The sequence below is a fragment of the Aeromonas sp. TS_SC_11 genome, from assembly GCF_057318915.1.
The window spans coordinates 1,272,964-1,286,941 of sequence record NZ_CM170470.1 but is presented as its reverse complement, the minus strand read 5'-3'; the positions used below and the strand labels follow the sequence as shown (position 1 = coordinate 1,286,941).

Genomic DNA, 13,978 nt, shown 5'->3' with positions numbered 1-13,978 from the left:
GCCAAGGTTAGGTTCCGGACTTGATCTTGGTCCAACTCCGGGTGATCAGACGCTGCACCGCCCGGGGATGCGCTTGCTGCACATAGAGCCGTTCCAGCACCGCCTGGGGTGGATAGACTGACTCGTCATCTCGCACACTCTCGTCCATGTACTCTCCCGCCTTGGCATTGGGATTCGCATAGCCCACATAGTTGCTGACCTTGGCGATCACTTCGGGCTGGAGCACATAGTTGATGAGGGCATGCGCCTCTTTCACATTGGTGGCATCCGCCGGGATAGCCATCATGTCAAACCAGAGATTGCCCCCCTCTTTCGGGATGCTGTAGGCAATATTGATTCCCTTGCCCGCCTCGTCGGCACGGGCCGCTGCCTGCAATATGTCGCCGGAGAAGCCCGCCGCGACACAGATATCGCCATTGGCGAGATCGCCTATGTACTTGGAGGAGTGAAAATAGGTCACATAGGGCCGCACCTTCAGCAACTGTTCCTCGGCACGCTTGATATCTTCCGGTTTATGACTGTTGGGATCGAGTCCGAGGTAGTTGAGCACGGCCGGGATCATCTCGTCCGCCGAGTCGAGGAAGGCGACACCGCAGCGGGACAACTTCTGCATATTTTCCGGTTCGAAAATCACAGCCCAGGAGTCAATCTTGTCGACTCCCAGCACATCCTTGATCTTGTCGACGTTGTAACCGATGCCGTTGGTTCCCCACAGGTAGGGGACTGCGTATTGGTGACCCGGATCCACCTTGTCGAGCTGCTTGAGCAAGACGGGATCCAGGTTGACCAGATTGGGCAGCAGGGCGGGATCCAGCTTCTGGAATGCGCCTGCCGTGATCTGCTTGGCCAGGAAGTTGTTGGAAGGCACCACCAGATCGTAACCAGTGCGTCCGGTCAGCAACTTGCCTTCCAGGGTCTCGTTGGAGTCAAACACGTCATAGACGGTCTTGATCCCGGTCGCCTGCTGGAAATCGCTGAGGGTGGTTTCACCGATATAATCGGACCAGTTGTAGAAATGAACCACGGGGGCGGCATGAGCCAGGCTTGCCAACCCCAGGGCCAGGGTCATAGTCACTGTCTTGGTTGTGTGCACGTATCAGTCCTCATCTGTTTTGGTATGCCAGCTGCGCATCCATACGCGCCGTTCAACCTGTCGGGTTGTCACCACCCTCCCGGCCGAACTGCAGACCGGGAGGGGTACTCGTCACTTACTTGCCAGACTTGATCTTGGTCCAGCTGCGGGTCATCAGACGCTGCACCTTGGCCGGCAGATCCGGGAAGGTATAGATCTTCTGCAGCGTCTCGGCGTTGGGGTAGATACCCGGGTCGGTACGGATAGCCTCATCCACCAGGGGCGTCGCGGCCTTGTTGCCATTCGGGAACTGCACAAAGTTGGTGATGCTGGCGATGACCTCAGGCTTCATCAGGTAGTTGATGAAGGTGTGAGCCGCCTCCGCATTCTTGGCATCAGCCGGGATGGCGATCATGTCAAAGAAGCTGCCCGCCCCCTCTTTCGGAATGGTGTAGGTCAGCGCCACGCCGTTGTTGGCTTCCGCCGCCCGCGCCTTGGACTGCTGCAAGTCACCGGAATAGCCGACCGCGACGCAGAGGTTGCCGTTGGCCAGATCCGAGATGTACTTGGAGGAGTGGAAATAGGCGGTATAGGGGCGGATGGAGAGGAACAGTGCCTCTGCCTGCTTCAACTCGTCCGGCTTCTGGCTATCCGGTTTGAAGCCCAGATATTGCAGGGCGGCCGGCAGCATTTCGGTCGGTGAGTCGAGGAAGGATACACCGCACTCCTTCAACTTGGCCATGTTCTCCGGTTTGAACACCAGATCCCAGGAGTTGACCGGCGCATCCTTGCCCAACACGGCTTTTACCTTCTCGGCGTTGTAGGCATAGCCGATGGTGCCCCACAGGTAAGGAATGGAGTACTGGTTGCCCGGGTCACTCGGTTCGAGCGCCTTCAACAGGTCGGCATCCATATTTTGCCAATTGGAGAGTTTGGACTTGTCCAGTTTCTGGAACACGCCCGCCTTGATTTGCTTGGCCAGGAAGGGGTTGGACGGCACGACTATGTCGTAACCTGAACTGCCCGCCAGCAACTTGGCTTCCAGCACCTCGTTGCTGTCGAATACGTCGTATACCACCTTGATGCCCGTCTCTTTCTGGAAGTTTTCCAGGGTCTCCGGCGCGATATAGTCGCTCCAGTTATAGACGTGCAACACCTTCTCGTCGGCCATCGCCCCGGTACTTGCCATGACCAGCGCCACAGAAGCGGCAATCATTCCCGTTTTGAAAGACATCGTCCTTGTCTCCTAAGCAAATTATATGCGCAAGCCAACCTGCCCAGCCCCCGCCTATCCTTTCAGCTTTGCAGCCGTCAGATCCAGACTGAGCCTGGCCAGATTGACCAATTCATCCACCTGTTCCTCGGTGATGACCAAGGGGGGCGATATGATCATGGTATCGCCGACCGCCCGCATCACCAAGCCATTGTTAAAGCAGAATTCCCGGCAGGTCATGCCGGCTTGCAACCCAGCCGGGAAGCGGCTGTTGGTCTGCTTGTCCTGCACTATTTCCAGCGCGGCCACCAGGCCTTTGCCACGGGTTTCGCCCACCAGCGGATGGTCTGCCAGTTCGCGCCAGCGGCGCTGCAAATAGGGGCCGATAGTATCATGAATTCGCTTAACTATGCTTTCGCTTTGCATAAGCTTAATGTTGGCAATGGCGACGGCGCAGGCCACCGGATGACCGGAATAGGTGAAGCCGTGGTTGAATTCGCCGCCCTCCTCCACCAGCACCCTGGCAACGCGATCCCCCACCATCACGGCCCCCATGGGCAGATAGCCGGAGGTGATGCCCTTGGCCAGGCACATGAGGTCCGGCTTGATGCCGAATCCCTCGCTGGCGAACCAGTGGCCGGTACGGCCAAAGCCGCAGATCACCTCGTCGGCAATGAGCAGGATGCCGTAGTGATCGCAGATACGCTGGATCTCGGGCCAGTAGCTGTCGGGCGGAATGATGACGCCGCCGGCGCCCTGGATGGGCTCGCCGATGAAGGCGGCCACCTTGTCGACCCCCAGTTCCAGGATCTTCTGCTCCAGCTGGCGGGCACGCTCCAGACCAAACTCGTGGGCACTCATTCCCTGCCCCTCACCGAAGTGATAGGGCTGATCGATGTGCACTATGCCGGGAATGGGCAGGCCGCCCTGGGCGTGCATGCCCTTCATGCCACCCAGACTGGCACCCGCCACGGTGGAGCCGTGATAGGCGTTGTGGCGGCTGATGATCACCTGCTTGTCCGGCTGCCCCTTGCTAGCCCAGTAGTGGCGGACCATGCGCAGCACCGTATCGTTGCACTCGGAGCCAGAACCGGTGAAGAAGACATGATTGAGATGGGGTGGAGTCACCTCGGCCAGCAGGGTCGCCAACTCAATCACAGGAGGGTGTGCGGTCTGGAAGAAAAGGTTGTAGTAGGGCAGTTGCTGCATCTGTTTGGTGGCAGCCTCCACCAGCTCCTGACGACCGTAGCCCATGTTGACGCACCAGAGTCCCGCCATACCGTCCAGAATGCGACGCCCGTCGGAGTCTTCCAGATAGATGCCTTCGGCCCTGGTGATGATGCGGCTGCCCTTCTGGTTCAGCGCCTGAAAATCGGTAAAGGGATGCAGGTGGTGGCTGGCATCCAGTTGCTGCCACTCACGTGTCGTGTGCTGCATTGTATTTGCTCCTCGGTTCCTTCGATTTATGCGGGACTCTTTCGTCAATCAATCCGGGTGGCAGACGCTCTTTCAGTCACTGCCACTCTCAGGTGGCATGCTGCCACCTGGCTCGCTTTCTGGTGTCTTCGATACAAGGACAGGAGAGGCCGGGTCTGGCCTCCCCCGCAGTAAGGGCTGGCACGCCCCCGGAATCACACGTTCAGCAGCAGGAACTCCCGCTCCCAGCGGCTGATCACCCCGAAGTAGGTCTCGTACTCCTTGCGCTTGACCGCAACGAAGGCGCGGATGAAACGCTCCCCCAGCATCTCCTTGATGGGCTCGCACTGCTCAAGATGGCTCAGGGCCTCTTCCAGCGAACGTGGCAAACTGTAAGGCAGGTCATAGGCGCTCGACTTCATTTCCGGCAACGGCTCCAGCTTTTCCATCATGCCGAGATAGCCGCAGGCCAGGGTCGCAGCCAGCGCCAGGTAGGGGTTGGCATCGGCGCCAGCAAAACGGTTCTCTACCCGGCGGGCACTGGCATCGGAGAAGGGCACCCGCAAGCCACAGGTGCGGTTCTCTACGCCCCACTGCACGTTGCGCGGCGCGCTCTCGCCAAAGGTGAGCCGGCGATAGGAGTTGACGTTAGGCGCCAGCAAGGCGGTCACGGCTGGCGTGTATTTCTGCAGACCGGCGATGAAGTGCATGAACTGCTCGGTATTGCCGCCATTGTCCGTGCCGAACAGGTTGCGACCGTTCACATCTTCCAGGCTCTGGTGGATGTGCATGGCGGAGCCCGGTTCGTCGCTCATCGGCTTGGCCATAAAGGTGGCATAGATGCCGTGACGGTGAGCCGCTTCCCGCATGGTGCGCTTGAACAGGAACACCTGATCGGCCAGATCGATGGCATCGCCGTGCAGAAAGTTGATCTCCATCTGGGCGGCGCCGGATTCGTGGATAAGGGTGTCCACTTCCAGTTCCTGCGCCTCGCAGTAGTCGTACATATCCTCGAAGATGGGGTCAAATTCGTTGACCGCATCAATGCTGAACGACTGGCGGGCCGTCTCCGGGCGGCCATTGCGGCCAATGGGCGGTACCAGAGGATAGTCGGGGTCTTCGTTGCGCTTGACCAGATAGAATTCCAGCTCGGGGGCGACCACCGGCTTCCAGCCCTGCTTCTCATAAAATGACAGGACCCGACGCAGCACGGAGCGCGGCGCTATGTCGATAAGATTGCCATTGATGTCGAAACAGTCGTGGATCACCTGAGCGGTCGGCTCCAGCGCCCAGGGCACGAAACGAATGGTGTTGGGGTCAGGGTAGAGCTGCATGTCCCGCTCCAGCGGGTCTATCATGCTGTCGTCATCCGGGTACTCGCCGGTCACCGTCTGGGTGAAGATGACCTCGGGCAGCCGCATGCCCCCTTCGCGCAAAAATTTGTTGGCTGGAATGATCTTGCCTCGGGCATTACCGGTGAAATCCGGAAACAGGCACTCCACTTCCGTGATGCGATTGCTCTCCATCCAGCCCTTGATACTGTCCATGTTAAACCCCGACTTTACGATTGCCATTGGCAAGGGTGTCTAGTATATGGAACACCCTTGTTATCAAATTGTAATCAACAACACCATAAAAGCCCGCCGTTAAGGCCGATGTCAAGCGGTGGTGTTTAAAAAATTATAAATAACGGTGCATATAATGACCATGTCGGCACCAAATACTAAACACCTTGGCTCACCCAGGACCCACTGCAAGCTCGATGCCAACGAGGGGGCAGGATCCCCCATGTTCTCAGTCAGACCCTGTCCGAATCGGGTCATTTTTTTGCAAGGGCGCACAATCCTTATCCTATTTGCTTTGCATGCCTGCATTTTTTTGGTACAAGGCCCGCCCTGATTTGCACTCTCCTGCTTGGATTTGGTGCAAATTCAGGACACAGGGCTTGGTCTGCAGGCAGACAGCCCCCATAAACAGGGATAATTGGGTTAGTAACTGACTGGTAGTAAACCGTATGTGTGATTTCATGACTAAAGACCAACTGGCCTTTTACAAGGGGCAGATCGAGCGTCAGATCCTCGAACTCGAAGATCGCCTCAACTCCCAGGCCAGCCAGGCCATCGCCACCGATACCAACGAGATGGCTGATGAAATTGACCGTGCCAGTATCGAGGAAGCCCGTCGTCTGGAGCTGAACCGCATCGAGCATGACAAGTTGCACCTGCGCAAGCTGCAGGGTGCGTTAAGGCGTATCAACGAAGGGGATTTTGGTTACTGCGAATCTTGCGGTGACGAGATTTCTCTCAAGCGGCTGCAGGCTCGTCCCGAGTCCCGCTTCTGCGTTGAATGCCAGAGTACCAAGGAATTCAACGACACTCACGTGTACCGTCGCGTTGCCTGATTCTTCTGTTAGACTCCGGGCAAGTCCCGGATTCTACAGGAGAGCAGAGAGTGAAATGGTTCCTCAGACTGTGCTTGTGTCTGCCGTTGCTGGCACAAGCACAGACCCTCACGGTCAAGGTTCCCAGCCGACCAATCAACGATCTCGACAAGGAATATCAACTCAAGCTGCTGGAACTGGCGCTGACACATGCCGGACAGCCGTTTCGCATCGAGCAGGTCGAACTCAACCTCAACCAGTACAGCCTGCAGCAACAGCTGAGCAAGGGGAAGACCATCAATGTATTCTGGATGGGTACCTCCAGCGCACTAGAATCCTCCCTCATTGCCGTCCCGATCCCGCTGTTTCGCGGTCTGGAAGGCCTGCGCCTCTCCTTTATCCACAGCGACGCTCAGGAGAAGTTCAACCAGATCAATTCGCTGGCCGATCTCAAGCAATTGAAAGCGGCACAAGGTGTGGGCTGGGCTGACAACAAGATCCTGGAAAACGCCGGTATCCCGACTTATTCCGGTCGCTACAGCACGCTGTTTCGTCTCATCAACGACGGCGACAAGCTCGATTTCTTCCCGCGCAGTCTGGTGGAGATCTTTGCCGAGCGCAGCGAACTGGTGGCGCAATACCCCAATCTGGTCATCGATCAGCGCCTGCTGATCCGCTATCCCTTTGCCGAGTTCTTTTTCGTCAGCCCCGAGTACCCCAAACTGGCCAAGGCGATCCAGACAGGGCTGGAACGGGCCTATGCCGATGGCAGCTTCATGACCTTCTTCCGTGAGAATCCCAAGATCCGTGAAGCCCTCGCCAGCGCCAATCTGGCGAAACGGGTCACCATTCAGCTCCCCAACCCGGACATGACCCCCTTGCTCAACAGTATTCCAGCCCAATATTGGGAGTATCCTCCGCGGTAACAGTGTTCGAACGGCATGCGCGTTGAGCGGCACTGGCATCACCGCCGGGATTATTCCCAGCCCATCAGGGACCGGGGGCAGACAGCCCTCTGAGGCAAGCGGGACCGTGGCAGCCAGAGTGCCGGGATCGCGCCTTGCCCGCTGCTGACAACTCAAGGAAATCATATGCGAAACATGAATAAAGGCCTGCTGCTGGCGTGCTGTCTGATGGCAATGCCGGCCCTGGCCGACAAGGCCGACCCCATAGGGGAGGTGAGTACCGCCTTCAAACTGTTCGGCCCCAACCACAAGATCCTGGTGGAAGCGTTCGATGACCCCAAAATCGCCGGCATTGCCTGCTACCTGGCACGCCCCAAAACCGGTGGCGTCAAAGGCGGGCTGGGACTGGCGGAAGATCCCTCTCACGCCTCGCTTTCCTGCCATCAGACTGGCCCCATCTCACTGCCTGCCAAGCTGAAGGCAGGGGAGGAGGTGTTCGATGTCAGCACCTCACTGGTGTTCAAGGAGCAGAAAGTGGTGCGTTTTTACGACGAAAAGCGCAATGCGCTGGTTTATCTGACTTACAGCACCAAATTGGTAGATGGTTCGTATAAAAGCGCAGTGAGTGCGGTTCCCATCATGCCATGGGGCTAAATCGGCCCTATTTATCCCGTGATGACGGCCCACATTTGTTGTAATTTAACTACATCATTATTTGCGGAGAGCACACCATGAAAGTCGCCGTTTTCAGTACCAAGAGCTACGACAAGGAACACTTCAATCAGGCCAACAGCCAGTACGGCTATGAGCTGGAGTTCTTCGACGTACGCCTGGAGGCCAAGACAGCCCGGTTGGCCCACGGCTTCCCCGTGGTGTGCCTGTTCGTCAATGACGACGCTGACCGGGAAGTGCTGACCGAGCTGGCCGCCAACGGCACCAAGGTCATCGCCCTGCGCTGTGCCGGTTACAACAATGTAGATCTGGCTGCCGCCAAGGAGCTGGGGCTGAAAGTGGTACGGGTCCCCGCCTACTCCCCCGAAGCCGTTGCCGAACATGCGGTGGGGCTGATGATGACCCTCAACCGCCGCATTCATAAAGCCTATCAGCGCACCCGCGATGCCAACTTCTCGCTGGAGGGGCTGGTCGGCTTCAATATGCACGGCCGCACCGCCGGCATTATCGGCACCGGCAAGATCGGCATCGCCACCCTGCGCATCCTCAAGGGCTTTGGCATGCGCCTGCTGGTCAGCGATCCCTACCCGAGTCAGGCGGCCATCGACTTGGGGGCCGAGTACGTGGATCTCGACACCCTGTTCCGCCAGTCCGATGTCATCAGCCTGCACTGCCCGCTGTTCAAGGAGAACTATCACCTGCTGAACAAGGAGGCGTTCGCCAAGATGAAGGATGGCGTGATGATCATCAACACCAGCCGGGGCGGTCTGCTCGACTCCAACGCCGCCATAGAGGCGCTCAAGACCGCCCGTATCGGTGCCCTGGGGCTGGACGTCTATGAGGAAGAGGAAGACCTCTTCTTCTCCGACAAGTCCAACGAGGTGATCACCGATGACGTGTTCCGCCGCCTCTCCGCCTGTCACAACGTGCTGTTTACAGGCCATCAGGCCTTCCTGACCCGCGAGGCGCTGCACGCCATCGCCGATACCACCCTCGGCAACCTCAAGGCCATAGAGAGCCAGGGCCATAGCGACAACGAGGTGGAATAATCCTCTTACCCCCGTAGTCATGAACGACAGAGGGAGCCATTCCCTCTGTTTTCCACACCGACATGCGCCCCCCTGTGTATTTTCCCCTGCGACCTCAATATCCGGGGTGCCGGGTTGTGAGACCCGACGTCATCGGGTAGGCTACCTGCCCTTTTTTATTCAGGAGTCTGGCTGCCCATGTTTATCGGATTTGATTACGGTACTTCCAACTGTGCCGTCGCCGTGATGGAACAAGGCAGCCCCAGGCTGCTGACTCTGGGCGGTTCCCGCTATCTCCCCTCCACGCTGCACGCGCCCCACAGAGACGCCATCGCCGGCCTGCTGGCCGAAGGGTTGGCACCGGCCCAGCAGGCCGAATACCTCAAGCTGCGCGGCCCTGTGGTTACCCGTGCCCAGGCGGTACGCCGCCAGATGCGGGAAGAGGGGTTGATCGACGAACTCAGCTTCGGCGCTGCGGCGCTGGAGCGCTATCTGGAGGAGCCGGACGATGGCTATTACATCAAGTCACCGAAATCCTTCCTCGGCGCCTACGGCCTCAAGGCTCCCCAGATCGCCCTGTTCGAAGACATCGTCTGCGCCATGATGCTGCACGTACGCCGCGAGGCGGAGCAGCAGCTTGGCACTCAGGTGCGCCGCGCCGTGATAGGTCGACCGGTCAACTTTCAGGGGCTGGCAGGGGAAGAGAGCAACAGGCAGGCAATCGCCATCCTGACCGAGGCGGCCCGTCTGGCCGGGTTCGAGCAGGTGGAGTTCCTCTATGAACCCGTGGCGGCCGGTTTCGAGTTCGAGGCGCGGCTGGATGAAGACGCCGTCGTGCTGGTGGTGGATATCGGCGGCGGCACCACAGACTGCTCCATGCTGCGCATGGGCCCGAGCCATCGCGACCAGCTGGATCGCAGCGGCGATCTGCTCGGCCACAGCGGCCAGCGCATCGGCGGCAATGACTTCGATATCAGGCTGACAGTGGAAGGCATGATGCCGCTGCTCGGCATGCACGAGACCCTCAAGACCGGTAAACCGCTGCCTCACCCGCTGTTCTGGGATGCCGCCGCCATCAACGACGTCAGCGCCCAGGGCCGTTTCTACAGCCTGGATACCGCGCGTCAGCTGCAGGATCTGCAGCTCGACAGCCTGCCGGGCAGCAAACTGGGACGGCTGGCCAATCTGCGCGCTCACAAACTGAGCCACCAGCTGGTATGGCGTGCCGAGCAGGGCAAAATCGCCCTCTCGGAGCAGGAGCTGAATCGCCAATCCCTGAGTGAACTGGAGAAGGGGCTGGAAGCCGAGCTCAATCGTGAACAGCTGGCCAGCGCCTCTGCCCTGCTGCTGGAGAAGATTGGCGAGCTGATGGACGAAGCCATTACCAATGCAGGAGTGCAGCCGGACCGCATCTTCGTCACCGGCGGCAGCGCCCGTTCGCCGCTGATCGCCGCCTTTATTCGTCACAAGTTGCCCACCATTCCGCTTGAAGGTGGCGATGACTTCGGCTCGGTGGCGGCAGGACTCGCTCGTTATGCCGAGCGCCTGTTTGCTGGCTGATCATGACACCGCCAGTCAGCATCCGCCAGAAGCTGCCTGCCACACCTCTTGAAGGGGGCGATGACTTCGGTTCCATTGGCAGCAGGACTCGCTCGTTATGCCGCACGTCTGTTCGCTGACTGAGGCCCGCAGTTCCACCTCACGGAGACAGAGGCGATAAGTGTTCTTATCGCCTGTTCAGCATCGAACGCATCCCGATCACGGCAATGTGTTGCCATTTAACGACACAGGGTTGACTCACAGGACGACAGAAGCAGTCGGGGTCGGCTCCCCTCGCCCTGCCCCGGGGACGGCGCAGGAGGTATGCTTGTTGCTCCCACTACCGGAGCCCTTCCATGCCCAGATTCCTGCTACTGCTGCTCGCCCTGTTCCTGCTCAGCGCCTGCAGCAGTACCCCCTCGTTCGTCCAGCAAGACTTGCAGCATCATCACTGGGTGCTCGACAAGCTGGATGGCCAGGCCATTGCGGCCTCCCGCGACAATCCGCCCGATTTCGAGATAGGTGAACACTTCACCGTCAACGGTATCGCTGGTTGCAACCGCTACTTCGGCCAGGGCCACCTCGAGGGCGACAGATTCTGGGTTACCAGCCTCGGCAGTACCGAGATGGCCTGTCAGGCTCCTCTCGACGCCATAGAGCAGGCAGTCATCACCACACTGCTCGAAGGCGCCACCCTGAGCGGCACCACCCAGACCTTGATCCTGAAGGGGAAACAGCACAGTTTGGAATACACCTTGCGTGACTGGGTGCTATAAGCGCGGTTGTCTGCCGGCGTCAAACTGACTCAATTGCGGTCGGGACTGCACAGCAACAGACCCTCGTGCTCACGAAACCGGCATCACAAACAGGAACAAGTGTCCCGCCTGTGGCACAATATGAGGCAGTGCTCGCAATGGAGGCTGCCTCAGCCATGTCGATGGATCGTCTGTTTGACAAGATCAAACAACTCCCCACTATTCCGCAGCTGCTGCATGAGTTGATGCAGAGTTTCAGCGATGAAAATGCCCGCATCGACCAGATAGCGGGCAAGATCGCCATGGACCAGGTGATCAGCGTCAAGGTGCTGCGGATGGCCAACTCGGCCGCCCTGCGCCGTGGCAATGATGTCACCTCCATAGAGCAGGCGGTGATCCGCCTCGGTTTCAACCGGTTGCGCTCCGTGGTGGTCGCCTCCGGCATCATAGGCACCTTCAAGGCCCCCCCCAGCTTCGACAAGAACAAGTTCTGGACCGAGACCTTCCAGGTTGCCACTATCGCCAAGACCCTGGCCCAGGAGGCCAAGGTGCTGGATCCCGAGACCGCCTTTACCTGTGCCCTGATCCACAACATTGGTGAGCTGCTTATCCAGAGCACACTGCCGGAAGAGGCCGAGCTCATCAATATGGCGATCCAGAAGGGGAGCAGCCGGGTAGAGGCCCAACGGGAGATGCTGGGGTACGACTATGCCCAGCTCGGTGCCGAACTGGCACGGCGCTGGAACCTGTCGGAAGCCTTCGTCGATGCCATCTCCCAGCAGCTGGATCCCCTCTCCCACGATCCGGTCAGCAAGGAGGCGGTGCTGATCCGGCTCGCCGTCTTCATCTCCTTCGCCTGGAATGCGGGCGTGCCCGCCCAGGCCATCATTGCCCGTTTCCCCAAGCCGCTTGCCGACCAGCTGGGACTGGATCCCAAATCACTGGCAGGCCAGCTCGAAACGCTTCACGAACAGGGTAATGCCCTCGCCGACCTTCTGACTCAATAAGCACTCATGACCCATCCATTTCTGTTTCATCCCCAGGTGGCGCCCTGGTTCAAAGAGAGCGCCGACAGCTTGCAACTCACCCTGTTCAGCGAGCTGGATGCCCCGATCCGGGAAGTGTGGCTGCGCCACGAACCTGACAACGAAGAGTACCTGCTGGCGATGACGCCAGTCTCGACCCGGGACAGATTGCAGGTGTGGCAAGTCACATTGCCACTGATCAAAGGGCAGGATATCCATCTCTACTGCTTCAAATGCCTGACCGATGAGGAGCAGTGGTGGTTGCACGGCGCTGGCGTCAGCTCGGCCATGCCGCCTCGGGAGCAGCACTTTCGTTTCAACAGCCTGCACCAGCCGCCAGCCTGGGTGCAGGATCAGGTGTTCTACCAGATCTTTCCCGACCGCTTTTGCAACGGCGATCCGGCCCTGAGCGTGAAGCATCATGAATACGAGTACAGAGGCAAGGCGGTGATCAGCAAGGGGTGGGGTGAGCCGGTCAGCCGTCACGAAGAGGGACTCGGCGCCTGTGAGTTTTACGGCGGGGACCTGGCGGGGATAGATGCCAAGCTGCACTATCTGCAATCCCTCGGGGTCACGGCACTCTACCTCAACCCCATCTTCGATTCGCCGAGCAACCACAAGTACGATACCCAGGATTACTTCAAGGTCGATGCCCACCTCGGCAGCAATGCACAGTTCGCCGAGCTGACCCACAACCTGCACCAGCGCGGCATGAAGATCATTCTGGATGCAGTGGTCAACCATACCTCGACCCAGCACCCCTGGTTTTGTCCGCCTCAGGGCGCCCAGAGCAACCCGGACTCACCGTGGCGCAGTTTCTACACCTTTGACAACGAAGGTGACTATGTCAGCTGGAAGGGCATTCGCAGCCTGCCCAAGCTCGACTTCTCCAGCGAGCAGGTACAGGACGCTATCTATCGCGCCGACGACGCCATACTGCGCTACTGGATGCGGGCACCCTACCAGATAGATGGCTGGCGCTTTGACGTCATCCACATGCTGGGGGAGCGTGGTACCGCTGAGGGCAATCGCGGCCATGTGCGTGCCATTCGCGGCGCCGTGAAGCAGGAGAACCCGGATGCCTATGTGCTCGGCGAGCACTTCTTCGAGGCGAGCCAGTGGCTGCAGGGAGATCAGGAGGATGGCGCCATGAACTACTATGGTTTCGCCCACCCGATCCGCGCCTTCCTGGCCGGGCAGGACATTGCCTATCACCCCATCAAGATCAGCGCCGAGGAGCTGGACAGCTGGCTCAAGCTGGCGCGGGCCCATATCCCGTTCAAGAACCAGCTGGCCCAGTTCAACCTGCTGGACAGCCACGATACCGCCCGCTTCCTCCATCTGCTGGGAGAGGACAAACAACGGATGCAGCTGGCCGCCACCCTGCTGCTCACCTATATCGGCGTGCCATCCATCTACTACGGCGACGAAGTCGGCCTCTCCGGTGGCAAGGACCCGGATTGCCGCCGCTGCTTCCCGTGGGAGACCACGGCCTGGGACCACGTGCTGCACGATCACTACCGCCGGCTGATCCAGATCCGCAAGCAGCGGCCTGCTCTGCGCCGTGGCGATATCCAGACCCTTTATGCCGGCCCTCACAGCTATGTGTTCGCCCGAACCCTGCAAAGCGATCAAGTGGTGGTCGCCTGCAACCGTCATCCGACCGAGCCGCGCACCATCAGCCTGCCGTTGTGGCAGACCGCCAGCCCCGCCAGCCGCTTCACCGATGCCTTCAACGGTGACAAGTACGAAGTGGTACAGGGACAGGTACAAGTGACCATACCCGCCAACTCGGCCAGAGTGCTGCTCTCCAGCTAAGCGTCAAAAAAGCGGAACCGGATGTTCCGCTTTTTGTTAAAGCATCAGAGATCGCATAAAGTTGTTTGAGCTGGGTTGGATTTCTCTATGAATCATCTAGTTACTTCACTCATAGTGGAATAAAACTGGCATCATACAAAACTGCTTCCAGCCCT

The 13,978-nt window shown here is 59.1% G+C and carries 12 protein-coding genes; 8 read left to right on the top strand and 4 right to left on the bottom strand.

The genetic code is table 11. The features are described from left to right. Positions 1 to 7: 7 nt before the first annotated feature. The 4 genes from AC1P02_RS06065 to AC1P02_RS06050 form a co-directional block, all read right to left on the bottom strand. Complete coding sequence (locus AC1P02_RS06065; protein ID WP_005318330.1) at positions 8 to 1,069, bottom strand: polyamine ABC transporter substrate-binding protein; 1,062 nt, start codon at positions 1,067 to 1,069, stop codon at positions 8 to 10. Positions 1,070 to 1,208: 139 nt separating this feature from the next. Then, complete coding sequence (locus AC1P02_RS06060; protein WP_034523517.1) at positions 1,209 to 2,306, bottom strand: polyamine ABC transporter substrate-binding protein; 1,098 nt, start codon at positions 2,304 to 2,306, stop codon at positions 1,209 to 1,211. A gap of 54 nt (positions 2,307 to 2,360) precedes the next feature. Beyond that, positions 2,361 to 3,722, bottom strand: coding sequence for an aspartate aminotransferase family protein (locus AC1P02_RS06055; protein WP_042468411.1), 1,362 nt, complete (start codon positions 3,720 to 3,722; stop codon positions 2,361 to 2,363). 194 nt (positions 3,723 to 3,916) lie between these two features. After that, a complete protein-coding gene (locus AC1P02_RS06050; RefSeq protein ID WP_021138470.1) occupies positions 3,917 to 5,248 on the bottom strand; it encodes a glutamine synthetase family protein in 1,332 nt (443 codons plus the stop codon). Between the two features lie 467 nt (positions 5,249 to 5,715). Between AC1P02_RS06050 and AC1P02_RS06045 the strand changes: the two genes are divergently transcribed. The 8 genes from AC1P02_RS06045 to malZ all read left to right on the top strand — a co-directional run bounded on the left by AC1P02_RS06045 (position 5,716) and on the right by malZ (position 13,823). Continuing rightward, on the top strand, positions 5,716 to 6,102 hold the full coding sequence (locus AC1P02_RS06045; protein ID WP_005318322.1) for a TraR/DksA family transcriptional regulator: 387 nt from the start codon (positions 5,716 to 5,718) through the stop codon (positions 6,100 to 6,102). Positions 6,103 to 6,152: 50 nt separating this feature from the next. After that, positions 6,153 to 7,007 (top strand): hypothetical protein, encoded by an 855-nt coding sequence (locus AC1P02_RS06040; RefSeq protein WP_087756945.1) that lies wholly within the window; start codon positions 6,153 to 6,155, stop codon positions 7,005 to 7,007. A gap of 174 nt (positions 7,008 to 7,181) precedes the next feature. Beyond that, positions 7,182 to 7,640 carry a CreA family protein gene (locus AC1P02_RS06035; protein WP_059168260.1) on the top strand — a complete coding sequence of 153 codons (459 nt, stop codon included), beginning with the start codon at positions 7,182 to 7,184 and terminating at the stop codon, positions 7,638 to 7,640. A gap of 77 nt (positions 7,641 to 7,717) precedes the next feature. Further along, positions 7,718 to 8,707 carry a 2-hydroxyacid dehydrogenase gene (locus AC1P02_RS06030; protein ID WP_058395141.1) on the top strand — a complete coding sequence of 330 codons (990 nt, stop codon included), beginning with the start codon at positions 7,718 to 7,720 and terminating at the stop codon, positions 8,705 to 8,707. A gap of 177 nt (positions 8,708 to 8,884) precedes the next feature. After that, positions 8,885 to 10,246: a molecular chaperone gene (gene yegD / locus AC1P02_RS06025; RefSeq protein ID WP_485184544.1), complete on the top strand. Its 1,362-nt coding sequence runs from the start codon at positions 8,885 to 8,887 to the stop codon at positions 10,244 to 10,246. A 335-nt stretch (positions 10,247 to 10,581) separates the two neighbouring features. After that, the gene (locus tag AC1P02_RS06020; RefSeq protein ID WP_058395143.1) at positions 10,582 to 11,001 is read left to right on the top strand and encodes an META domain-containing protein; all 420 of its coding nucleotides are present in this window, start codon (positions 10,582 to 10,584) and stop codon (positions 10,999 to 11,001) included. Between the two features lie 137 nt (positions 11,002 to 11,138). Beyond that, positions 11,139 to 11,987, top strand: coding sequence for an HDOD domain-containing protein (locus AC1P02_RS06015; RefSeq protein WP_005318309.1), 849 nt, complete (start codon positions 11,139 to 11,141; stop codon positions 11,985 to 11,987). 6 nt (positions 11,988 to 11,993) lie between these two features. Beyond that, positions 11,994 to 13,823: a maltodextrin glucosidase gene (malZ, locus tag AC1P02_RS06010; RefSeq protein WP_485184541.1), complete on the top strand. Its 1,830-nt coding sequence runs from the start codon at positions 11,994 to 11,996 to the stop codon at positions 13,821 to 13,823. Positions 13,824 to 13,978 lie beyond the last annotated feature (155 nt).

Coding starts and splice junctions, on each gene's coding strand:
- AC1P02_RS06065 (WP_005318330.1), bottom strand. CDS start 1,069: ATGACCCTGGCCCTGGGGTTGGCAAGCCTGGCTCATGCCGCCCCCGTG.
- AC1P02_RS06060 (WP_034523517.1), bottom strand. CDS start 2,306: ATGTCTTTCAAAACGGGAATGATTGCCGCTTCTGTGGCGCTGGTCATG.
- AC1P02_RS06055 (WP_042468411.1), bottom strand. CDS start 3,722: ATGCAGCACACGACACGTGAGTGGCAGCAACTGGATGCCAGCCACCAC.
- AC1P02_RS06050 (WP_021138470.1), bottom strand. CDS start 5,248: ATGGACAGTATCAAGGGCTGGATGGAGAGCAATCGCATCACGGAAGTG.
- AC1P02_RS06045 (WP_005318322.1), top strand. CDS start 5,716: ATGTGTGATTTCATGACTAAAGACCAACTGGCCTTTTACAAGGGGCAG.
- AC1P02_RS06035 (WP_059168260.1), top strand. CDS start 7,182: ATGAATAAAGGCCTGCTGCTGGCGTGCTGTCTGATGGCAATGCCGGCC.
- AC1P02_RS06030 (WP_058395141.1), top strand. CDS start 7,718: ATGAAAGTCGCCGTTTTCAGTACCAAGAGCTACGACAAGGAACACTTC.
- yegD (WP_485184544.1), top strand. CDS start 8,885: ATGTTTATCGGATTTGATTACGGTACTTCCAACTGTGCCGTCGCCGTG.
- AC1P02_RS06020 (WP_058395143.1), top strand. CDS start 10,582: ATGCCCAGATTCCTGCTACTGCTGCTCGCCCTGTTCCTGCTCAGCGCC.
- AC1P02_RS06015 (WP_005318309.1), top strand. CDS start 11,139: ATGGAGGCTGCCTCAGCCATGTCGATGGATCGTCTGTTTGACAAGATC.
- malZ (WP_485184541.1), top strand. CDS start 11,994: ATGACCCATCCATTTCTGTTTCATCCCCAGGTGGCGCCCTGGTTCAAA.